We start from the raw sequence: 21,809 nt of genomic DNA on the forward strand, positions 1-21,809 counted from the left end.
CCTGGATAAGCGGAGGGGCCGGGGCGGACTGCGGGTGGTTCCTTTCGAGGGTGAAATGAAGATTTTCAAGCGCATGCCGGTCCTGATGGGCGTTCTCGCTCTCGCCTCGGCGGTGACATTGACGATGGTGGATCATGCCGACGCACGCCAGGGCGGCGGCTTCGGCAGCCGGGGAACACGCACCTTTCAGGCCCCCGCCGCGACCAAGACGGCGCCCGGCGCGGCGCCGATCCAGCGGTCCATAACGCCCCAGCCCCAGCCCGGCATGAACACCGCCGGCGCGGCCACTGCGGCGCGTCCGGGCGGCATGTTCGGCAGCGGGTTCGGCGGCGCGCTGATGCGTGGATTGCTGATCGGCGGCTTGGTGGGCATGTTGTTCGGTGGCGGCCTCGGCGGCCTGTCGGGCTTCCTCGGCCTGCTGCTCCAGGTGGCCCTGGTCGGCGGCCTCGTGTTCCTCGCCATGCGCTTTTTCGCGAACCGTCGCCAGCAGCCCCGGCCGGCTGGCGCGGGGGCGCCCTTCCCCGGGCCACTATCGCGCGACAGCATGTTCGGCGGTCCGTCGCGTCCCGCCGGGCCGGCTAATGGGCGCAGCGCGCTCGGCGGTCTCGGTGGAATCGGCGGCGCGGCTCCGCGCCCGGTGCCGCAGGAGCCGGCCCCGGCCAACCGCGTGAAAGACGAGCTTGGCATCGGCCCGCAGGATCTCGACGCGTTCGAGCGTCTGCTGTCCGAAATTCAGGCCGCCTTCTCCCGCGAGGATCATGGCGCGCTCGCCGAGCGCACGACGCCGGAGGTGCTCGCCGTGTTCTCCGAGGAGCTGCGTGACAATGCGGCCCGCGGCGTGCGCAACGACGTGAGCGACGTGAAGCTGCTGCAGGGCGACCTCTCCGAAGCCTGGCGCGAGGGCAATCTGGAATATGCGACCGTGGCCATGCGCTATGCGATCCGCGACCTGATGCGCGACCGCGCGACCGGCGCTCTGGCCGCCGGCAGCACCGATGCCGTGAGCGAGACCACCGAGGTGTGGACCTTCGTGCGCCCCAAGGGTGGGCAATGGAAGCTCTCGGCGATCCAGGACGTTTGACCGCCCTCGATCGGCGATCCCATTCAACACGAACGGCCGGGATTTCCCGGCCGTTTTTTTATGCGTGCCGTTCCGCCGCCCCGTTTTCCGATGCTGGGCTTGACGCTGCGACATCCTGCCGCGCGTGTCCTGATCTGGCCCAGCGGCCTTCGGCTCCCTAGCTATAGTCTCACGATCCGGGCCCCTCTGGCGCGTGCATGAAAATGCGTGCGTGATGTCGGATCTCTTCCGACATTTTTGCCGGCGAGAGGCCCAATGCCCTGGATCGACCCTCTGACGCATTTTCGCGCGCGCATTTTTGCCGCCGCTCCCGCCTGCCGCGATCCGCATCGCCGTCGGCTCGGGGCGGCTTTGCCGCGCGCCGTGTCCGTCCGGGCCGGCGCCCCGGCGCGCAAATCCCATCTTCCCCCGTTCGCACGGATCGTCGCGGTTCGCGGCGCGCCGTGTCACAAGTTTCATCCGTCGAAGGCAGGTGAGTGATCCATGGACTATCTTTTGCAATTGGCAGCCGATCCCGCGGCCTGGGTGGCCCTCATCACTCTGGTGGCGATGGAGGTCGTGCTCGGCATCGACAATCTGGTGTTCATCTCCATCCTCACCAACAAGCTGCCGGAGGTGCACCGCTCCAAGGCCCGGCGGATCGGCATCAGCCTCGCCCTGGTGCTGCGCCTTGCGCTGCTGGGGACGGTGGCGATCATCGTGCAGCTCACCGAGCCGGTGTTCTCGGTGTTCGGCCAGGCCTTTTCCTGGCGCGACATGATCCTGATCGCCGGCGGCCTGTTCCTGGTGTGGAAGGCCACCAAGGAAATCCATCACACGGTCGACCCCGCGCCCCATGACGACGTGTTCGGCACCAGCAAGGTGACCCTCGGCTTTGCTGCCGCTATCGCCCAGATCCTGATGCTGGACATCGTGTTCTCGGTCGACAGCATCATTACGGCGGTGGGCATGACGGACCATATCCCCATCATGATCATCGCCGTGATCGTGGCGGTGAGCGTGATGATGCTCGCGGCCGATCCACTGGCGCATTTCATCGAGGCCAATCCCACGGTGGTCATGCTCGCGCTGGGCTTCCTCATCATGATCGGCATGACGCTGATCGCCGACGGCTTCGGCGCCCATGTGCCCAAGGGCTATGTCTATGCCGCCATGGCTTTCTCCACCGGTGTGGAGGCCTTGAACATGCTGGCCCGGCGCGCGAAGGCGCGGTCGAACGGGGCCGGAGGCCACGCCGAGGGCGGTGCGCGCCCCCACTGACCGGCATCATTGGCACCAAAGCAAAGCGGCCCGCCTCCTGTCGGAAGCGGGCCGCTCTCTTTCATTCGAACGCCGGCGCGGCGAGGCGATGGGCGTGGGTGCGGATATCTTCCGGCCACGCGGCGGTGAGCTTGGCAAAGCCCGCCGCGTCCCCCGCATAGAAAGCCCGCAGCGCCTCCTCGAACTGGGAGAGATTGCCGGCGAGCGCGCTCATGAAGCGATAGGCGGCGTCCTGCGCCGCGCGGCGGCGGGCGGGCGCGCTCTGGTCGCGCCGGGCGGCCTCCACCAGCTTGCGCAGCGCCACGGAGGCGCCGCCCGGCTGGGCGGCGAGCCATTCCCAATGGCGCGGCAGCAACGTGACTTCGCGTGCGACGACCCCGAGCTTGGGCCGTCCGGGGCCACGGGCCGGCTCGGCTTCGGGCGGTGCGGGGGGGACAGCATAGCGCGCCGCCACGTCCTCGGGCGTGCCGCGCAGATCGAAGTCCACCGGGTGGGCGGTCTCCAGATCGAACGTCAGCACCTCCTGCGTCTCGTCTTCGAGCTGCAGGCGCTTGACGGCCGCTGCCACCTCTGAGGCGGAGCCTTCCGCAAACCGGCGCGCACCGGCAAACGCGATGAACGGGCCCGAGAACGGGAGGGGCGGAAGGGAAGCGGGGGCGGTGGCTGTCATGGGAAAGTCCTTTCCCGCCCGTTATATCCGGGTGTAATTGGCTCGTCAATTTGATCCGGATAAAAATAATCGACTCCACGACGGATCGGCATTCGGCGGTGCGGGGAATAGCGCGGGCCTTGAAGCGCCGGTGCCGGCGGTGCCGCGTGGATGCACGGGGACCGGCCCGTGCATGACCATGCTCCCGCGACGACGGCACGCCAGGATTGGCGACGGGTCCCAGGGCACCGGCTTGCCACAAATGGCGTTTATCTCTTCAACTGGAGAAGAAGATGGCGCGTATCCTGGCCTTGTTTGGTTTGCTGGCGGCCTTCGCTGGCCTCTTGCCCTGGGCAGCGCCCTTGGCGAAGGGCGGTGCACGCCTGATCCAAGCGCGCGACAATCCCGCCCTTCTCTCCGATCTCGCGCTCCAATCCTTTAGCGCCGCAGATGCCGACGAGGCGATCGCGCACGCGCTGGCGGATGATGACGGGGAGCTTGCCGCCTCCTATCTCGAACTTGCCGATGCCCGCGGCCTTGCGGTCGATCCGAACCTGCGCGCCCGTGTTCTCGCGGCCAACGATGGCGCCGCGGCGGCCTGGCGGTCCGCGAAGCATTTCGGCTACGGCTTCTTCACCGGCACGCCGGAGGATCTGGCGGGTTTCGCCGGTGCCGCCGCCGGCGATCTCACCGCCTGGGGCGATCTGCGCGACGCAAGCCGCGAAGGCTGGAAATATGCCAATGGCGAAGCGGTGGATCCGTTGATCCTGGGCCTGTCGGTGGCCGGGCTGGCGCTCACCGCCGGCACCTATGCCACCTTCGGCGCCGGCCTGCCGGTGCGGGCCGGGGTGAGCGCGGTGAAGATCGCCAAGCGCACCGGCCGCCTCTCGGTGGGCATGACCCGCCTGCTGACCCGCGCGGTGAACGAAACCGTGGATTTCGCGGCGCTGCGCCGCGCCGGCACGAGCCTGGATGCCACCGCCCTGAAAGGCGCGGTGCGGGCCGATGGCTTGAAGCCGCTCGCCCGTCTCATGGGCGATCTCGGCACCGTGCAGGCGAAAGCCGGTTCGCGCGCCGCCGTCGCCGGTCTTGCCGTTGCGGAGAATGGCAAGGACCTCTCCCGCCTCGCGCGCCTCGCCGAGGCCAAGGGTGGGCAGACGCTTGCGATCCTCAAGACATTGGGGCGCGGCGCCCTGGTGATGGGCTCGGCGCTGCTTAAGCTGGTGTGGTGGGGACTGGTGGCGGCGCTTTGGCTGTTCGGCCTCGTCGCCTCTTTCAACCGCTTCTGCGTGGAAATGGTGCGGCCCATCTGGCGCCGCAAACGGGTGCGCGGGCGCAAGGCGCAGCCCCGCGCCCTGTGTGCAGCCCCCATGCCGCCGGCCGATCCGCGCCTTGATGTGAGCGCGAGCGCCGACGCGACCCACCCGGCGCCCGCCGGACCCTCAGCCGTCGCTCGCTTCGAACAGGCGGCGCGGGAGGCGGCCTCCCTCTCGGCTGTCTGAGCGCGAGGCCAGACGGCTTTCAACAGGCAGAAGATCGTGGCGGAACAGGGCCTTGGGCGGAGGCGGCGAGCGCACGGGCAGCTTTCGCTTCCGCAAAGCCCCGCGGCGAATTAGGGTCCGCCCGAAACATCGCTTCGGGATACGCTTATGCCCCTCCTTTCCGCCGACGGTCTGGACATCTCCTATCTGGACGAGGGTTCCGGCCCGCCGATCCTGCTGATCCACGGCTTCGGCTCCACCAAGGAGATCAACTGGGTCCATACCGGCTGGTTCAAGACCCTGATGGGCGCCGGCTATCGGGTGATCGCGTTCGATCATCGCGGCCATGGCGCCTCCAGCAAGCTGTATGACCCCGCGCTCTACGACACCCGCCTGATGGCGCAGGACGCGCGGCGCCTTCTCGACCATCTCGGCATCCCGCGCATCGACATCATCGGCTATTCCATGGGCGCGCGGGTGGCGGCGCAATTTGCTCTCGCCGAGCGCGATCGGCTCAACAGCCTCATCATGGGCGGGCTCGGCATCCATCTGGTGGAGGGCGATGGCCTGCCGCAGGAGGTGGCGGCAGCTTTGGAAGCGCCGAGCCTTGCGGACGTGACCGACCCCCTCGGCCGCATGTTCCGCGCCTTCGCCGATGCCAACAAGGCGGATTTGAAAGCGCTCGCGGCGTGCATTCGCGGCTCGCGGCAGACCCTGACGCGCGCGCAGGTGGCCGATATCGACCAGCCGGCGCTGGTGGCGGTGGGCACGCGCGACCTGATCGCCGGCAGCGGGCAGGAACTGGCGGACCTGCTGCCCCGGGGCGAGATGCTGGACATCCCCGGCCGGGATCACAATCCCGCGGTCGGCGACAAGGTGTTCAAGCAGGGCGCGCTCGACTTCTTCGCCCGGCATGGATGATGTGCGCGAGCCGGCTCGGAACGACGGCCGGCTTGTGCTAGAAATGCGTCGAAACGTGATCCACCGGGAGGCAGGAATGCCCCAGTCTTTGTTCAAGGCGCCGCACCAGCCGTTGGCGCGCATCAATACGGAACGCTTTCAGGACGTGGTCGACCCCGTCTGGGCGCGCATCCGCAATGAGGCCGACCTTGCCGCCGAGCGCGAGCCGCTGCTGGCCGGATTCCTGATCGGCGCCGTGCTGGGGCAGGGGAGCCTCGAAGCGGTGATCGGCGAACGCATCGCCGCGCGCCTCGACCACGCGGAGCTGCCCGGCTCCGCCATTCGCGCCGCCTATCACGAAGCCGTGTCGCAGGATCGCACCATCTCCCAGGCGGTGCGCGCCGACATCATGGCGGTGGTGGACCGCGACCCCGCGACCACCCGCGCGCTGGAGCCCGTGCTCTATTTCAAGGGCTTCCACGCGCTCCAGACGCACCGTCTGTCCCATTGGCTGTGGACCCACGACCAGCGCGACTTCGCGCTCTATCTCCAAAGCCGCGCCTCCTCCGTGTTCTCGGTGGACATCCACCCGGCGGTGCCCGTGGGCCGCGGCATCTTCCTCGACCATGCCACCGGCATCGTGATCGGCGCGACCGCGGTGATCGAGGATGACGTCTCCATCCTCCAGGGCGTCACCCTCGGCGGCACGGGCAAGGAATCCGGCGACCGGCATCCCAAGATCCGGCGCGGTGTGCTGCTGGGAGCGGGCGCCAAGGTGCTCGGCAATATCGAGGTCGGCCATTGCGCCCGCGTCGCCGCAGGCTCGGTGGTGCTGAAGCCGGTGCCGCCCAAGACCACGGTGGCGGGCGTGCCGGCCAAGGTGGTGGGCGAGGCCGGCTGCGCGGAACCCTCGCGCGCCATGGACCAGATGTTCGACGACAATATCTTCGCCGGCGCGGACATCTGAGCCGCCCTTAGATTTCACGCGCATCTCGCGCTTTCGTGGCCGTCCCCGGGCGGCCATTCGACCCTTGGAGGAAGACACTTGGATAAAACGGAACTCGAGCGCGTGCAGCGCTACATGCGCACCCTGTTCGGCAATCCGCAGATCAAGGTGACGGCGCGCCCGAAGAAGACCGATTCGGCCGAAGTCTATCTTGGCGACGAATTCATCGGCGTCCTGTTCAAGGACGAAGAGGACGGCGACCTCTCCTACAATTTCCAGATGGCCATCCTGGAAGCCGACCTCGACTGAGTTTCGGCGCGACCGCCTGCCGGCCGGTCCTTCTCGATCGGCTCTTCCACCCTCCGGCCCGGCTGGAGGGTGTTTTCGGCGCGATTGGGGGCGCTTTCCCGCCCATCGACCTTGCCAATTGCCGGCAAGGCTTTAAACCGGCGTCGTATACAGAATGCCGACCGGGGGTCCCGTGTCCGTCCTCGATATTGCAGGTGAGCGTTTCCGGGTTCAGGTTGAGGGCAATGAGGGCGCGCCGCCCTTGGTCCTCGCCCATTCGCTGGGCACCACGCTGGAGATGTGGGACGCGCTCGTGCCCCATCTCACGCCCCATTTCCGCGTCATCCGCTATGACGCACGCGGCCATGGCCAGTCCAGCGCGCCCGACGCGGTCTATGCCATGGGCGATTTCGGCCGCGATCTTCTCAACATCCTCGACCGTCTCGATGTTTCCGAACCGGTGAACTATTGCGGCCTCTCGCTCGGCGGCATGGTGGGGCAATGGCTGGCGCTCAACGCCCCGCAGCGCCTGAAGCGCGCCGTGCTCGCCAACACCACCGCCCATGCCGGCCCCCATCGCATGTGGGAAGGGCGCATCAAGGCCGTGCGCCGCACCGGCACAGCGCCCATCGCCGATGCCGTGATCGACAGCTGGTTCACGCCGAAGTTTCGCGCGGCCCACCCCGACCAGGTGGCAAAGGTGCGCGAGATGATCGTGCACACGGCGCCAGGTGGCTACATGGGCACGAGCTGCGCCATGCGCGACATGGATTTCCGCCACGGCCTGCCGCACATCAAGACGCCCTGCCTGGTGATCGCGGGCCTTCAGGATCGCTCGACCCCGCCCGAATGGGGGGAACTGATCGCCGCCCATATTCCCGGTGCGGAGCTGGTGAAGCTCGACGCAGGCCATATGTCGGCAATCGAGCTGCCTGCGGATTTCGCGCGCGAGGTGCTCGGCTTCCTCAGCTGAGGTCTGGCCCTATTTTATTGCGCCGAGGGGCGCGCGAGACCGTGCACGATGGTATCTAGGCGGCCGTCAGTTTCGCGACCGCGGCAAGGAGCCCACCATGACGGCACAGGGGCAAGACCAGCACGACGGCAAACCTACACCCGGTACGGCATCCGAAGAGGCATCCCAGCCCGTTTTCCCACCGGGGCATGAGAACCACAATCACGCCAGCCACAACCATGCCGGCCACGACCACGGCACCGGCCATGCCCATGCCGCGCCGGCGGCGAAGCGCGGGGACACCGCGCTGCACGACCACGCAACGCATGACGATCATGGCCACGAGGATCACGACCACGGCGCGGGCGAAGGCAGCCATTCGGGCCACGATCATTCCGGCCACAGCCATGGCCATGGCGGGCACAATCACGCCCATGCGGTGCCGAGCTCGCTTCGGGCGTTCGCCATCGGCGCCTCGGTGAATTTCGGCTTCGTGATCATCGAGGCCATCTTCGGCCTGCTGTCCGGCTCGCTCGCTTTGCTGGCGGACGCGGGCCACAATCTGTCCGACGTGCTCGGCCTGCTGCTCGCGTGGGGCGCCGCATGGCTCTCGCGCCGCGCGCCGAGCCCGCGCCGCACGTTCGGCTATGGCCGGTCCTCCATTCTTGCCGCGCTCGCCAATGCCATGATCCTGCTGCTCGGCACCGGCGGCATCATCATCGAGGCAATCGGGCGCTTCGGCGATCCCGCGCCGATCCAGACCGGCGTCGTGATGATCGTCGCGCTGGTGGGCATCGGTGTGAATTTCGGCACCGCCATGCTGTTCATGGCCGACCGCAAGAATGACCTCAATGTGCGCGGCGCCTTCGTGCATTTGATCGCCGATGCCGCCGTCTCGCTGGGCGTGGTGGTGGCGGCGGCAGTCATCGCCGTCACCGGCTGGCTGTGGCTGGATCCGGTGGTGAGCCTCATTATCGCGGCCGCGATCATCGCAGGCACATGGGCGCTGCTGCGCGACAGCGTGAACCTCGCCATGGATGTGGTGCCGAGTGGGATCGACCATGACGCCGTCGCGGCCTTCCTCGCTGCCCGCCCCGGCGTCAGCGAGGTGCATGACCTGCATATCTGGGCACTCAGCACCACCGATTGCGCGCTCACCGTCCATCTGGTGCGCCCCGACGCACCGCTGGACGATGTCTTTCTCGCCGAAACCTGCGCTGCGCTGAAGGCGCGGTTCAACATCGGCCATGCGGCGATTCAGGTGGAGAACGGCACCATTCCCTGCGCCCTCGCGCCCGCCCATGTGATCTAAGGCGGGCCCGCGCGGCCCTATGGACGAAACCAGCCGGAAAGGCGGACCCATGACCACTGACGGCCTTGCCGATTTTCGTGCACTGCTCGGCGAAGCCGGCGTGATGACCGCGGCGGATTTCATCGCCCCTTATGTGGTGGACCATCGCCAGCTGATCCGCGGCGACACGCCGGCGGTGCTGCGGCCGCGCACCACCGAAGAGGTGCAAGGCCTGGTGCGCCTGGCCGCGCAACTCGGCTTCGGCCTCGTGCCCCAGGGCGGCAACACCAGCTATGTGGGTGGGGCGACCCCGGACCAGACGGGCCGCCAATTGGTGGTGAGCCTGGAGCGCATGAACCGCATCCGCGCGGTGGACCCGCTCGGCTTCACCCTGTCCGCCGATGCTGGCGTGATCCTCGCCGATGCGCAGCGGGCGGCACAAGAGGCGGGCCTCATGCTGCCGCTGAGCCTCGGTTCGGAAGGCAGCTGCCGGCTGGGCGGCAATGTGGGCACCAATGCCGGTGGCCTTTCTGTGCTGCGCTACGGCATGACGCGGGACCTGGTGCTTGGCCTCGAAGCCGTGCTGCCCGACGGCAGCCTGCTCGGCGACATGCGCGCGCTGCGCAAGAACAATGTGGGCTACGACCTCAAGCAGATGTTCATCGGCGGGGAGGGTACGCTCGGCATCGTCACCGGCGTTGTGCTGAAGCTGTGCCCCGAACAGGTGCTCACCGCGACCGCCTGGCTGCAACTCGCCAAGGGCGCGCCGCTGCCGCAGATGCTCGCGGAAGTGCGGCGCGAGACGGCGGACCTCATCTCCTCGTTCGAATTCATCACCGCCAATTCGGTGGCGCTGGTGGCGGCGCTGAAGCCCGGCGAGGTCAATCTGACCACGGGCAGCGGCGGGGCGGTTCTGCTGGAGGTCTCGTCTTCATCCCGGCGGGTTCCGCTGGATGAAATTCTCATGGGAACGCTGGAAGCACTGATGGAAAAAGGATGGGTGGAGGATGCGCTCCTCGCCCAGTCCGAGCGCCAGCGCGCCGACATGTGGGCGGTGCGCGAGACCATTCCCGAGGGCGAGAAGCACGCCGGCGGATCGGTGAAGCACGATATCTCGGTGCCGATCTCCGCTCTCGACGCCTTCCTGGAGCAGGGCGGCGCGGCGGTGGCGGCTTATGATCCCGCGTTGATGCTATCGGTGTACGGCCATGTGGGCGACGGCAATATTCACTACAATATCGTCGTGCCGCAGGGCGAGGACCGGCTGGCCTTCACCCGGAAGATCGAGGCGGGCCTCGCACACGACCTTTATGCCATCGCTGCCGCGCTGGGCGGCAGCTTCAGCGCCGAATATGGCATCGGCCGGCTTAAGCGGGACCTGCTGGAGCGCTATGGCGACCCTGTCCGCCGCGCGCTCATGGGGCGGGTGAAGTCGGCCTTTGACCCGGCCGGCCTCATGAATGCCGGCGCCATGGTCGATCCCGCGCGCGATCCTTCAGCCTGAGCCTCAGGCCGCGACGGACGTGCCGCGCAGGCTTTCCAGGGCTTCCTTCGCGATCGGAGAGAGGCCTTCGCCGCCATGATCCAGATGTTCGAAGATCTTCGAGCGCATGCGCGGATCCCAGAACTTGTGGATGTGCTCGCGCGTGGAGGCGACCGCCGCCGCATGCTGCTGGGTGGAAAAGGCGGTCGCGATCTGGTTCGCCATATAGACGAGGCGGTCGTTGGTGCTGGTGCTATGCGACATGTGCGTGCCGTGAGGATGACCCGAGGTCGATGCGCTCGGGATGGGTGAAGAGTTCAAACCCGTCGCCGCGCACGATGGCGGCCAGCGTGATGCCGGCCGCCTGCGCGGTACGGATGGCGAGGGATGTGGGGGCAGAGACGGCGGCGATGACCGGCGTGCCCAGCACGGCGGCCTTCTGCACCATCTCGATGGAAACGCGGCTCGTCAGCAGAACCATGCCGTGGGCGGGATCGGCATCGAGCTTCACCACCTTGCCCACCAGCTTGTCGAGGGCATTGTGGCGGCCGACGTCCTCGCACACGGCGAGCAGGCCGCGCCCCGGCTCGAAATAGCCGGCGGCATGCACCGCGCGGGTCTCATGGTTGAGCGTCTGGGCGGGCGCCAGCGTGGCCATGGCCTCCAGCACCAGGGCGGCTGAGAAGACCGGGCGCGCGGTGACCTGCGCGGCGGGCTTGATGGCTTCGGCAAGGCTCTCCACCCCGCACAGGCCGCAGCCGGTCGGCCCCGCCATGGCGCGGCGGCGGGCGCCGAGCACGGCGGCCTTCTCCTCGGCGATCCACATCCGCGCCTCGATGCCGTCTTCCACGGCGATCACGTCGAGGCTGAGAATGTCCGCCGGGCTGGAGATGATCCCCTCGGTGAGCGAGAAGCCGAGAGCAAAGTCAGCGATGTCGAGCGGGCTCGCCATCATCACGGCATGGGTGGTGCCGTTATAGGTGAGGGCCACCGGCGTTTCCTCGGGCACCGCGCGTTCCGCAACCGTGACGCCATCCAGACGCCACACGTCGCGGCTCACACGCCGCACAGGCTCGGGAAAATCGGGGATTTCGGACATCTCATCCATGAGGCGCGCCACCGGGTGTTGCTGCCATCAAGGTTGTGCCGAACGCGCCCGCATTCAAGTGCGGCCCCGCCATGGGCACCTTGCCCCGCTTGCAAGCGCATGCGAGGACGGAACGGCCGGCAAACGCCCACGACCCGACGCCCGATGTTCCTCGTCCCAGCCCTCGCCCGCGTACGGGAGAGGGGCCTGGGTCCAGGCGGGAAGGGCGCGGGGCGGCGCCGGCCTTCATCTCACTCCGCCGCTTCGGCGATGCGACGGCTCTGGCGGGAGAGTTCTTCATACTCTTCCTGCCAGGCGCTCGGCCCGTTGGAGGGGGCGACCTGCACGGCCGTCACCTTGTATTCCGGGCAATTGGTGGCCCAGTCGGAGAAGTCCGTGGTCACCACGTTCGCCTGCGTCACCGGATGGTGGAAGGTGGTGTAGACCACGCCGGGCTGCATGCGCTCGCTGATCACCGCGCGCAGGGAGGTGCCACCGGCGCGGCTTTCCAGCTTCACGAAATCGCCGTCGCGAATGCCGCGGTTCTCGGCATCGTGCGGGTGGATTTCCAGCACGTCTTCCGGATGCCAGGCAACATTCTCCGTGCGGCGGGTCTGCGCGCCGACATTGTATTGCGACAGGATGCGCCCGGTGGTGAGCAGCAGCGGGAACAGCGGGCCGGTGCGCTCGTCGGTGGCCACATATTCGGTGAGCACAAACTTGCCCTTGCCGCGCACGAAGCCGTCGATATGCATGATCGGGGTGCCTTCCGGCGCCTTCTCATTGCACGGCCACTGCACCGAGCCCAATTCGTCCAGCTTCTTGTAGCTGACGCCCGTGAAGGTGGGGGTCAGGCGGGCGATCTCGTCCATGATCTCGCCGGGATGGCTGTAATCCATGGGATAGCCGAGCGCCTCGGAGAGCATGACGGTGACTTCCCAATCGGCATAGCCGTTCTTGGGGGCCATCACCTTGCGGATGCGCTGGATGCGGCGCTCCGCATTGGTGAAGGTGCCGTCCTTCTCCAGGAACGAGCAGCCGGGCAGGAAGACGTGGGCGTAGTTCGCCGTCTCGTTCAGGAACAGATCCTGCACGACCAGGCATTCCAGCGCGCCGAGGCCGGCCGAGACGTGGCGGGTGTCGGGGTCGGACTGGAGGATGTCCTCGCCCTGCACATACATGCCCTTGAACGTGCCATCGACGGCGGCATCGAACATGTTGGGAATGCGCAGGCCGGGCTCGGCATCCAGCTTCACGCCCCACAGGCTCTCGAACAGCGCGCGGGTGGCGTCGTCGGAGACGTGGCGATAGCCGGACAGCTCATGGGGGAAGGAGCCCATGTCGCATGCGCCCTGCACATTGTTCTGGCCGCGCAGCGGGTTCACGCCCACGCCGTTGCGGCCGACATTGCCGGTCGCCATGGCGAGGTTGGCGATCGCCATCACCGTGGTGGAGCCCTGGGAATGCTCGGTTACGCCGAGGCCGTAATAGATCGCCGCATTGCCGCCGGTGGCATAGAGGCGCGCGGCCTTGCGCACGTCCTGGGGATCGACGCCGGTGTATTTGGCGACCGCTTCCGGGCTGTGGCGCTCGTCGGCGACGAAAGCCGCCCATTCCTGGAACTCGTCCCAATCGCAGCGCTCGCGGATGAACTGCTCGTTCATCAGCCCTTCGGTGACCACCACATGGGCGAGCGCCGTGACCAGAGCCACGTTGGTGCCCGGGCGCAGCGGCAGATGGAAGTCCGCCTGCACATGGGGCGTGCGCACGAGGTCGATCTTGCGCGGGTCGGCGACGATCAGCTTCGCGCCTTCGCGCAGGCGCTTCTTCATGCGCGAGCCGAACACGGGATGGCCGTCGGTCGGGTTGGCGCCGATCACCAGGATCACGTCGGTCTCTTCGATGGAATCGAAGTCCTGCGTGCCGGCGGAGGTGCCGTAGGTCTGGGAGAGGCCGTAGCCCGTGGGCGAGTGGCAGACGCGGGCGCAGGTATCGACATTGTTGTTGCCGAAGGCGCCGCGGATCAGCTTCTGGACCAGATAGGTCTCTTCATTGGTGCAGCGCGAGGAGGTGATGCCGCCCACCGCGCGGCGGCCGTACTTCTCCTGGATGCGCTTGAACTCGGAGGCGGCGTATTGGATCGCCTCCTCATAGCTCACTTCCTTCCACGGCTCGTGGATGGAGGAGCGGATCATGGGCTTGAGGATGCGTTCCTTGTGGGTCGCATAGCCATAGGCGAAGCGGCCCTTCACGCAGGAATGGCCGCGGTTCGCCTTGCCGTCCTTATAGGGCACCATGCGCACCAGCTCGTCGCCGCGCATCTCCGCCTTGAAGGTGCAGCCGACGCCGCAATAGGCGCAGGTTGTCACCAGCGAATGCTCGGGCGTGCCGATGTCGTACATGGCCTTTTCGTTCAAGGTCGCAGTGGGGCAGGCCTGCACGCAGGCGCCGCACGACACGCACTCGGACGAAAGGAAGGTCTCGTTCATGCCCGGCGACACGCGCGAGCCGAAGCCGCGGCCGGAAATCGTCAGCGCGAACGTGCCCTGCACTTCCTCGCAGGCGCGCACGCAGCGGTTGCAGACGATGCACTTCGACTGTTCGTAAGTGAAATAGGGGTTGGACTCGTCCTTGCCCAGCTTGGTGTGGTTCTCGCCCTCATAGCCGTAGCGCACGTCGCGCAGGCCGACCACGCCGGCCATGTCCTGCAGCTCGCAATCGCCGTTGGCGGAGCAGGTCAGGCAATCCAGCGGGTGGTCGGAGATATAGAGCTCCATCACGCCCTTGCGGATCTGTTTCAGCCGCTCGGTCTGGGTCTTCACCACGATGCCTTCCGCCACCGGCGTGGTGCAGGAAGCCGGGGTGCCGTTGCGGCCCTCGATCTCCACCAGGCAGAGCCGGCAGGAGCCGAAGGCGTCCAGCATGTCGGTGGCGCAGAGCTTGGGGATCTGGTTCCCGATCTCCATGGCCGCGCGCATGATGGAGGTGCCTTCCGGCACCTGCACCTTCATGCCGTCGATGACGAGCGAAACCAGCTTCTCGGACTTGGAGCGGGGCGTGCCGTAGTCGATTTCATGCACGAGGGACATTGAGTTCCTCCTATTCCGCAGCCGCGGGCAATTTCGGCGACACGCCGAAATCTTCCGGGAAATGGGTGAGTGCGCTGATGACGGGATAGGGCGTGAACCCGCCGAGGGCGCAGAGCGAGCCGAGCTTCATCGTGTGGCAAAGGTCGGTCAGAATGGCGAGATTGGCCTCGCGCCGATCGCCCTTGATGATCTTGTCGAGGGTCTCCACGCCGCGCGTGGAGCCGATGCGGCAGGGGGTGCACTTGCCGCAGCTCTCGTGCGAGCAGAACTCCATGGCGAACTTCGCCATGTGGGCCATGTCCACCGTGTCGTCGAACACCACGATGCCGCCATGGCCGATGAGCGCGTCCTTGGCCGCGAAGGCCTCATAGTCGAACGGCGTGTCGAACTGCGACACCGGCATATAGGCGCCGAGCGGGCCGCCCGCCTGCACCGCCCGCACGGGACGGCCGGACGCCGTGCCGCCGCCAATGTCGTTCACCAATTCGCCGAGCGAGATGCCGAAGGCGGTTTCGAACAGGCCGCCGAACTTGATGTTGCCCGCGAGCTGGATTGGCATCGTGCCGCGCGAGCGGCCCATGCCGAAGTCGCGATAGAACTGGCCGCCCTTGTCCAGGATCACCGGGACGGTGGCGAGCGAGATCAGGTTGTTGATGACCGTGGGCTTGCCGAACAGGCCCTTGTGGGCCGGCAGTGGAGGCTTCGCGCGCACCACGCCGCGCTTGCCTTCCAGGCTGTCGAGCAAAGCGGTTTCCTCACCGCACACATAGGCGCCGGCGCCCATGCGCATTTCCATGTCGAAATCATAACCCGACCCGGCAACATTCTTGCCGAGCAGGCCGTTGGCGCGGGCGATGGCGATGGCCTTTTCCATCACCGCCAAAGACAGCGGATATTCCGACCGGCAATAGACGAAGCCCTTGGTCGCGCCCACCGCGAGACCGGCGATGGTCATGCCCTCGATCAGGCAGAACGGGTCGGCTTCCATGATCAGGCGGTCGGCGAAGGTGCCGCTATCGCCTTCGTCCGCATTGCAGACGATGTAGCGCTGGTCCGCCGGGGCGGCGGCGACGGTGCGCCACTTGATGCCGGTGGGGAAGCCCGCGCCGCCGCGCCCGCGCAGGCCGGAGAGGAACACCTCTTCCACCGTTGCGGACGGACCGATTTCCACCGCTTTGGCCAGGCCGCGATAGCCACCGTGGGCCTTGTAATCCTCCAGCGAGAGCGGATCGATGATGCCGCAGCGGGCGAAGGTGAGGCGGGTCTGCTTCTTGAGATAGGGGATCTCTTCCACCAGCCCGAGATTGAGCGGGTGGGCGGCGCCCTCCAGCAGGCCGGCATCGAGAAGCGCGTCCACGTCGGACGGCTTCACCGGGCCATAGCCGACGCGGCCGGCGGGGGTCTCCACCTCCAGCAGGGGCTCCAGCCAGAACAGGCCGCGCGAGCCGTTGCGCACGATCTCCACCGAAAGGCCGCGTGCCGCGAAGGCGTCCTGCAGCTTACGGGCGATGCGGTCGGCGCCGCAGGCGACGGCGGTGGCGTCGTTGGGGACGAAAATGCGGGGGCTGCTCATCGGTCGGTCTCCGCGACCAGTTCGTCAATGGTTTCGCGGTCGAGGCGGCCGACCAGGCGGCCGTCGATCATGGCCGAGGGCGCGCAGGCGCACAGGCCGAGGCAATAGATCGGCTCCAGCGTCACGCGGCCGTCGGTCGATGTTTCGCCCATGGCGACACCAAGGCGTTCCTGGGCATATTCGGCGAGCTTGTCCGAGCCCATGGATTGGCAGGCTTCCGCCGCGCAGAGCTTCAACACATGGCGGCCCGGCGGTTCGCGGCGGAAGTCATGATAGAAGGTGACCACGCCATGGACCTCGGCGCGCGAGAGGTTCAGGCTCTCGGCGATCATCGGCACGACGGGCTCGGGCACGAAGCCGAACGTCTCCTGAATGGCATGCAGGATCGGCATGGTGGCGCCGTCCATATGCCGGTGCGAGGAGATGATCTCGGACGCGCGTTCCGCGCTCCACGATTCGTAGCCGACCATCGGCAAACACCCTTCCCTGGCCCGCTGGAGGCGGTTTCCTTGTTACGATTCCAGAAAGAATGGCACGTTGTCGCGGCAGATCAAGCGAGCTGTGGGATGTTGCGATAGAACATCTCTATCGAAAACAGCTCGCAAAATCCGGACATGTCTTGCAAACGCTCAATTGTGGCTCGCCCCCTCGTCCGGACAGCGGGTTTGTTCTCGGTATATTGATTGTCGTTCTCTATCTAAACCCCCTCGGCGCACCCCTGTCTCGCGCATGGATGGTGCAGTGCAGCATGCGCCGAGTGCCGTGCGCGGCTCGCTGAAGAGGCCGGCATTGGTGCGCTTCCCGTTTATTCAAGTCTCAGGGAAAGGACGAAGTATCTGAAAATAATGGGTTTTGCTGCACGCGGCTCGGATTGATCGCGAGCAGGACCTATTCCAGGGCTCGGCCATGGCGCCGGGGCCTGTCCACGGGCCGAAAACAGGTCGCGCGCGATCGCCAGGGGCTTCAGCCAGATCCTATTCCGGAGCGCCGGGCATGGGGCCATCAGGTGGCATATCTCAGATGTGCAATTTTAAAGTCAAAAAACATATTGATACCCGTATAGGTTGTAGTAATGTTCGCATCGTCACCGCGTTTCGTCGGATGCGAACGGAGGCGTGAGGCGGGCAATTGAGCCTGGCCTCAGCTGAAGTTTCTATCTCTCTGCTTTGGGTTTCGCGTGTCCGCACAAATGCGGACGGATGCCGCGCGAGCTGAACGCAGGCGAACCACGCGAGGATTGCTTTCAAAAAAAATAGGGGAGAAAACGATGGCTTACGCTCAATGGGCTGAATTCACCATCAAGGCCGTCAATTGTTCGGTGATGCTGAAGAACGTCGTCCATCAATGGGGAAAATTCTATATCGGGAGCAAGGATAACGAAATCAGCCCCGACAAGCTGGAAGGCAAGGTCATCAAGCCGGGCGATAGCTACACGTTCGGCGCCTGCGGCCGCGAGAACGCCTCGTCCGGCACTGAAGGCAGCTTCGATCTCTATGATGGCGACAAGAACATCGGCAATTATTACTGGGATTGCCCGTGGGGCAGCAAGACCAATACGTCCACCTGGACGCCCGGCTCCGACGCCTATATCGGCCAGCAGACCGGCGCCAATCTCAACAGCGGCGCCCTGGGCAACATCACGATCAAGGTCGCCTATCTCGGCTGATCCCGCCGCCGATCAAAGCGACACTTTCCCGGCCGGCCGCGCTCAGGTGCGGCCGGTTGTAAGCCTGTGCGATGGGCGAGACGGGTTCAGCCGAACTTGAACAGAACGCCGTAGCCGCCGCGGGGATAGCTCCATTCGATATCGCCAGTGGGCTCCGCAATCACACGGCAGGTGCCGCATTCCACGCAACCGTCCACAGTCACTTCCACCTGGCCGCTTTCGGTCAGATCGTAGCAGCGGGCCGGGCAAGCCTTCAGCAGGGCCAGCAGCGGCGCCGGCGGCACGGTATGGGGACGCACCTTGATATGGGCGCGGCCGGCATCCACCAGATAGCGATTGTAGAACAGCTTGTCTTCGACGCGGACGGACGGATCGCTCATCGTTCCAACTCCAGGGTTTGAGGGTGTCGGTGCGGTTTGAGGCCGGGGCATGGGGTGCGGCCCATGCCCCGCAATCTTCAGCGCCAGGCGCGGGCGAAGCGGAACGCGTCGCCGAACAGGCCGGCCCAGGAACGGGCGGCCACGAAGGAACGCAGCGTCATCTTCTCTTTTTCGATCTTCGGCGTGCCGTCGACGCGCACGAAGTTCTGCATCGCCTTTGAGACGAGCTGGGGATAGGTGAGGAAGAAGTTCTGCGACTGGACATGCATCAGCGCGGGCATATCCTTGTATTTCTTTAGATCCTTGATGACGAAGGAATCATCCAGCAGCGTCTTGTACAGCGCGAGATTCTTTGCCGTCATGGGCTCGCGTCGCGACTTGATCTGAAAGATCGCTTCGGCGGCGATGCGTCCGGAAGTCATGGCGAGGTTCGAGCCTTCGCGATGGATGGCGTTGTTGAGCTGGGCCGCGTCCCCCACCACCACCCAGCCGTCGCCATAGAGCTTCGGGATCGCCTTGTACCCGCCCTCGGGAATGAGGTGGGCGGAATATTCCTTCACTTCCGAGCCCTCGATCAGCGGCGCCACCGAGGGATGGTTCTTGAAGCGCTCCAGCAGGCCATAGGGGGTCTCGCCGGATTTCTGGAAATCCGCCACCAGGCAACCGATGCCGAGCGAGACGCATTCCTTGTTGGCATAGATGAAGCCCATGCCCGTCATGCCGCGGGAGATGGTGCCGACGGCCTCGATCACGGTGCCTTCGTCGCCCTTCAGATTGAAGCGCGCCTCGATGGTCTCGCGCGGCAGGAAGTGCATTTCCTTCACCGCAAGGGCCACATTGTCCGGCTTCGGACGCTCGCGCAGTCCCGAACGGGTGCCGAGCAGGCCGTTCACGCCCTCGGCCAGCACCACCACATCGGCATGGATCTGTCCGCCCTTGCGATCGGTGCGCACGCCGATCACCTTGCCATAGGCATCCTGCACCAGTTCCGTCACCGTGGTCTCGCACAGCACGACGGCGCCGGCCTCCTTCACCTTGGAGGAGAACCATTTGTCGAACTGGGCGCGGATGATGGTGTAGCGGTTCGGCTTTTCCTCGTTGAACTCGTCCGACTTGTAGTGAAGGCCGGTGTGCGAGCGGTCGTCCATCATCCAGAAGCGCTGTTCCACGAGATGGCGCTCCAGCGGCGCCTCCTCGCGGAATTCGGGGATGAGCTTCTCCAGCATGTCGGCATAGAGAATGGCGCCCTGCACGTTCTTGGAGCCGGAATATTCCCCGCGCTCCAGCTGCAGCACCTTTAATCCACGCTGGGCGAGGGTGAGGGCGGCGGCATTGCCCGCCATGCCCGCGCCAACGACGATCGCGTCAAATTTTTCCTCGATCATGGCACGCTCCTCCTTCAGCTTGCGATCCGGTCGCGCGAATGGGGCGACAGGCGGGCACGAAAAGCCTCGGTCAGCGCCGGCAGGAGCCGGATCGCGTCGGTGACGATGCCCACATGGGCGAATTGGAAGATCGGCGCGTTGGGGTCGGTATTGATGGCGACGATCATGTCCGCCCCCTCCACGCCCACGCGATGCTGGATCGCCCCGGAAATGCCGGCGGCGATGTAGAGCTTCGGCCGGATGGTCTTGCCGGTCTGGCCGATCTGCCGGTCGGAGGTGACCCAGCCCTTCTGTACCAGAGGGCGCGAGCAGCCATATTCCGCGCCAAGCACGCCGGCGAGCTGGCGCACCAGCTGGAAATTCTCCGGCGATCCGAGGCCGAGGCCGCCCGCCACCACCACGTCGGCATAGGCGAGGTTGGACTTCGCGGAATCGCGATCGGGCATGAAGGACAGCACCTTGGTGACGATGTCGTCCTCGATCATGCCCAGGGGGTGGGTGATGATCCGTCCCGCCATCTTCTCCACGCGCTCGGGCATGGACATGACGCGGGGGCGCACGGTCGCCATCTGCGGGCGATAATTGAGCGTGTAGATGGTGCACAAAAGCGAGCCGCCGAAGGTCGGCCGGGTCGCCGCGAGCGAGCCGTCGGCATCCACGTCCAGCTCGGTGCAGTCGGCGGTAAGGCCGGTGAGCAGCGTGGTCGCCACCGAGCCGGCAAGGTCGCGGCCGAGCGTGGTGGCGCCCAGCAGCAGGATTTCCGGCTTATAGGTGTTCACCACATCGGTGAGCGCCTTGGTATAGGCCTCGTTGCGATAATCGGCGAGGAGGTCGTCCGCCACCACATAGGCGAGGTCGGCGCCGTAGCAGAAGGATTCGGCGGCGGCACTGCGGGTGGCCTCGCCCTCCGGGCCGATCACCACCGCCGCCAGCTCCACCTTGAGCTTGTCGGCGAGAATGCGCCCCGCGCCCAGCAATTCCCAGGAGACCGGATGGACGACGCCGCGCTCCTGTTCGATGAACACCCACACATGCTTATAGGCCTTGAAGTGCTCGGGGAGCTCCTTCTTGGTTGCCGCGCGGCCTGCGGCCGGGGCGGGCGCTTTGGTTGGTTCGCTCATCGCCTTGGTTCCCTCGTCCTTCGCTCAATAGCCGCGCGCCAAGGTCCCAAGCTCGGCTTCGAGCTTGGGCTGGCGCTTGAAGATGTCCTCGATCAGGGCCTCCGCGGGCGGGCGGCTGGTAAAGTCCACCATCGCCACCTTTTCCGCGCGCGGCGGCGGGGCGAACACGCGCTTCACAATGGTGGGCGAGCCCCGCAGGCCGCATTTGGCGATATCTTCCACGCCGGCATCCTGCGCGCTCCATTTCACGATGGTGGCACGCGCGGCCCGCAGGGCGTCTTCCATGCCGCCGCGCCGGATCTCGTTGGTCGCTTCCAGCATGGTGATGAGGCACGGCAGCTGCGTCTTGAGGACCTGCACGCCGCCTTCCGAGCGGCGCTCGGCCTCGATGGTGCGCGCCTCCAGGTCCAGCGTATTGATCTTCGCCACATAGGTGAGCTGCAGCAGCCCGAGCCTTTTCGCGATGCCGGGACCGACCTGGGCGGTGTCGCCGTCAATGGTCTGCTTGCCGGTGAAGATCAGGTCCGGCGCGCCGAAGGTCTCGCCGATCTTGCGCACGGCGGTCGCCAGCGCATAGGTGGTGGCGAGTGTATCGGCGCCGGCGAAGAAGCGGTCGGTCAGCAGCACCGCGCGGTCGGCGCCGAAGGTGAGCGCCTTGCGCAGGCTGTCTTCCGCCGAGGGCGGGCCCATGGTGAGGACAGTGACCTCGCCGCCGAACGTGTCGCGCAGGGCCAAAGCCGCTTCAAGCGCGAACAGATCGTAGGGATTGATGATGGTCGGCACGCCCTGACGCATGATGGTGTTCGTCACGGGGTGGACGCGGATCTGCGCCGAGTCTGGAACCTGCTTGATGCAGACGACGATGTGCATTCGGTTGCTCCGAGCATGTCTGACAGTTCGAAGAAGACAAACGCAAGTGTCGTACCAAGTGCGAAAAGAAATAAATTGCCGATCGAATTCAATAAGTTGCGCACATTGGTCGGAGTGTGTCGCAAGGTGGGCCGGCGGGCGCTGACAAAAGCGGGCCGAACGCGTCGGGAATACGACAGCCCGGCGGCGAGACCGGACGACGGATGTGGGATCGCCGTTGCCATCGGGTTTGTCGGTGCGCTTCGGCACCGCCGATACGCAAACGGCCGCCCCGTCCTTGATGCGGAGGAGGCGGCCGGCGGATACG

General features: G+C 66.2%; 21 protein-coding genes. 11 read left to right on the forward strand and 10 right to left on the reverse strand.

The genetic code is table 11. The features are described 5' to 3' along the window. Positions 1 to 55: 55 nt before the first annotated feature. From V5F78_RS04955 to V5F78_RS04965, 3 genes are all read left to right on the forward strand, one after another. The gene (locus V5F78_RS04955; protein WP_394066039.1) at positions 56 to 1,081 is read left to right on the forward strand and encodes a Tim44 domain-containing protein; all 1,026 of its coding nucleotides are present in this window, start codon (positions 56 to 58) and stop codon (positions 1,079 to 1,081) included. 255 nt (positions 1,082 to 1,336) lie between these two features. Beyond that, positions 1,337 to 1,561 (forward strand): hypothetical protein, encoded by a 225-nt coding sequence (locus tag V5F78_RS04960; protein WP_394066038.1) that lies wholly within the window; start codon positions 1,337 to 1,339, stop codon positions 1,559 to 1,561. A 3-nt stretch (positions 1,562 to 1,564) separates the two neighbouring features. Then, a complete protein-coding gene (locus V5F78_RS04965) occupies positions 1,565 to 2,341 on the forward strand; it encodes a TerC family protein (protein ID WP_394066037.1) in 777 nt (258 codons plus the stop codon). Positions 2,342 to 2,402: 61 nt separating this feature from the next. Here the strand turns inward: V5F78_RS04965 and V5F78_RS04970 are convergent, their stop codons facing one another. Continuing rightward, positions 2,403 to 3,011 carry a DUF2239 family protein gene (locus V5F78_RS04970; protein ID WP_394066036.1) on the reverse strand — a complete coding sequence of 203 codons (609 nt, stop codon included), beginning with the start codon at positions 3,009 to 3,011 and terminating at the stop codon, positions 2,403 to 2,405. Positions 3,012 to 3,283: 272 nt separating this feature from the next. On the opposite strand from V5F78_RS04970, the gene V5F78_RS04975 reads away from it, so the two are divergent. The 7 genes from V5F78_RS04975 (at position 3,284) to V5F78_RS05005 (ending at position 10,352) form a co-directional block, all read left to right on the forward strand. Further along, positions 3,284 to 4,492 carry a hypothetical protein gene (locus V5F78_RS04975; RefSeq protein WP_394066035.1) on the forward strand — a complete coding sequence of 403 codons (1,209 nt, stop codon included), beginning with the start codon at positions 3,284 to 3,286 and terminating at the stop codon, positions 4,490 to 4,492. Positions 4,493 to 4,639: 147 nt separating this feature from the next. Next, a complete protein-coding gene (locus tag V5F78_RS04980; protein ID WP_394066034.1) occupies positions 4,640 to 5,392 on the forward strand; it encodes an alpha/beta fold hydrolase in 753 nt (250 codons plus the stop codon). A gap of 76 nt (positions 5,393 to 5,468) precedes the next feature. Next, positions 5,469 to 6,338, forward strand: coding sequence for a serine O-acetyltransferase (gene cysE / locus V5F78_RS04985; protein ID WP_394066033.1), 870 nt, complete (start codon positions 5,469 to 5,471; stop codon positions 6,336 to 6,338). A 78-nt stretch (positions 6,339 to 6,416) separates the two neighbouring features. Then, entirely contained in the window at positions 6,417 to 6,626 is a 210-nt protein-coding gene (locus tag V5F78_RS04990) for a DUF3126 family protein (protein ID WP_394013071.1), read from the forward strand. Positions 6,627 to 6,798: 172 nt separating this feature from the next. Beyond that, on the forward strand, positions 6,799 to 7,578 hold the full coding sequence (pcaD, locus tag V5F78_RS04995) for a 3-oxoadipate enol-lactonase (protein WP_394066032.1): 780 nt from the start codon (positions 6,799 to 6,801) through the stop codon (positions 7,576 to 7,578). Between the two features lie 97 nt (positions 7,579 to 7,675). Then, positions 7,676 to 8,869: a cation diffusion facilitator family transporter gene (locus tag V5F78_RS05000; protein WP_394066031.1), complete on the forward strand. Its 1,194-nt coding sequence runs from the start codon at positions 7,676 to 7,678 to the stop codon at positions 8,867 to 8,869. Between the two features lie 49 nt (positions 8,870 to 8,918). Further along, a complete protein-coding gene (locus tag V5F78_RS05005) occupies positions 8,919 to 10,352 on the forward strand; it encodes an FAD-binding oxidoreductase (RefSeq protein ID WP_394066030.1) in 1,434 nt (477 codons plus the stop codon). 3 nt (positions 10,353 to 10,355) lie between these two features. Here the strand turns inward: V5F78_RS05005 and V5F78_RS05010 are convergent, their stop codons facing one another. The 5 genes from V5F78_RS05010 to V5F78_RS05030 all read right to left on the reverse strand — a co-directional run bounded on the left by V5F78_RS05010 (position 10,356) and on the right by V5F78_RS05030 (position 16,550). Continuing rightward, entirely contained in the window at positions 10,356 to 10,595 is a 240-nt protein-coding gene (locus tag V5F78_RS05010) for a formate dehydrogenase subunit delta (RefSeq protein ID WP_394066029.1), read from the reverse strand. Further along, the gene (gene fdhD / locus V5F78_RS05015; RefSeq protein WP_394066028.1) at positions 10,585 to 11,439 is read right to left on the reverse strand and encodes a formate dehydrogenase accessory sulfurtransferase FdhD; all 855 of its coding nucleotides are present in this window, start codon (positions 11,437 to 11,439) and stop codon (positions 10,585 to 10,587) included. Before fdhD ends, V5F78_RS05010 begins: the two co-directional genes overlap by 11 nt. 230 nt (positions 11,440 to 11,669) lie before the next feature. Further along, entirely contained in the window at positions 11,670 to 14,507 is a 2,838-nt protein-coding gene (fdhF, locus tag V5F78_RS05020) for a formate dehydrogenase subunit alpha (protein ID WP_394066027.1), read from the reverse strand. Positions 14,508 to 14,517: 10 nt separating this feature from the next. Further along, a complete protein-coding gene (locus tag V5F78_RS05025; RefSeq protein WP_394066026.1) occupies positions 14,518 to 16,080 on the reverse strand; it encodes a formate dehydrogenase beta subunit in 1,563 nt (520 codons plus the stop codon). Next, the gene (locus V5F78_RS05030) at positions 16,077 to 16,550 is read right to left on the reverse strand and encodes a formate dehydrogenase subunit gamma (protein ID WP_394066025.1); all 474 of its coding nucleotides are present in this window, start codon (positions 16,548 to 16,550) and stop codon (positions 16,077 to 16,079) included. The genes V5F78_RS05025 and V5F78_RS05030 overlap by 4 nt, the downstream gene beginning before the upstream one ends. Positions 16,551 to 17,347: 797 nt before the next feature. Here V5F78_RS05030 and V5F78_RS05035 point away from each other — a divergent pair. After that, positions 17,348 to 17,746 (forward strand): aegerolysin family protein, encoded by a 399-nt coding sequence (locus tag V5F78_RS05035; RefSeq protein ID WP_394066024.1) that lies wholly within the window; start codon positions 17,348 to 17,350, stop codon positions 17,744 to 17,746. 86 nt (positions 17,747 to 17,832) lie between these two features. On the opposite strand, the gene V5F78_RS05040 is transcribed toward V5F78_RS05035, so the two are convergent. The 4 genes from V5F78_RS05040 to V5F78_RS05055 all read right to left on the reverse strand — a co-directional run bounded on the left by V5F78_RS05040 (position 17,833) and on the right by V5F78_RS05055 (position 21,502). After that, positions 17,833 to 18,126, reverse strand: coding sequence for a ferredoxin family protein (locus V5F78_RS05040; RefSeq protein ID WP_394066023.1), 294 nt, complete (start codon positions 18,124 to 18,126; stop codon positions 17,833 to 17,835). 77 nt (positions 18,127 to 18,203) lie between these two features. Beyond that, entirely contained in the window at positions 18,204 to 19,511 is a 1,308-nt protein-coding gene (locus V5F78_RS05045) for an FAD-dependent oxidoreductase (protein ID WP_394066022.1), read from the reverse strand. A 14-nt stretch (positions 19,512 to 19,525) separates the two neighbouring features. Continuing rightward, a complete protein-coding gene (locus tag V5F78_RS05050; RefSeq protein WP_394066021.1) occupies positions 19,526 to 20,632 on the reverse strand; it encodes an electron transfer flavoprotein subunit alpha/FixB family protein in 1,107 nt (368 codons plus the stop codon). Positions 20,633 to 20,656: 24 nt separating this feature from the next. Then, the gene (locus V5F78_RS05055; RefSeq protein ID WP_394066020.1) at positions 20,657 to 21,502 is read right to left on the reverse strand and encodes an electron transfer flavoprotein subunit beta/FixA family protein; all 846 of its coding nucleotides are present in this window, start codon (positions 21,500 to 21,502) and stop codon (positions 20,657 to 20,659) included. Between the last annotated feature and the right edge of the window lie 307 nt (positions 21,503 to 21,809).

The organism is Roseixanthobacter glucoisosaccharinicivorans (genome assembly GCF_043195095.2).
Classification (GTDB): domain Bacteria; phylum Pseudomonadota; class Alphaproteobacteria; order Rhizobiales; family Xanthobacteraceae; genus NCEH01.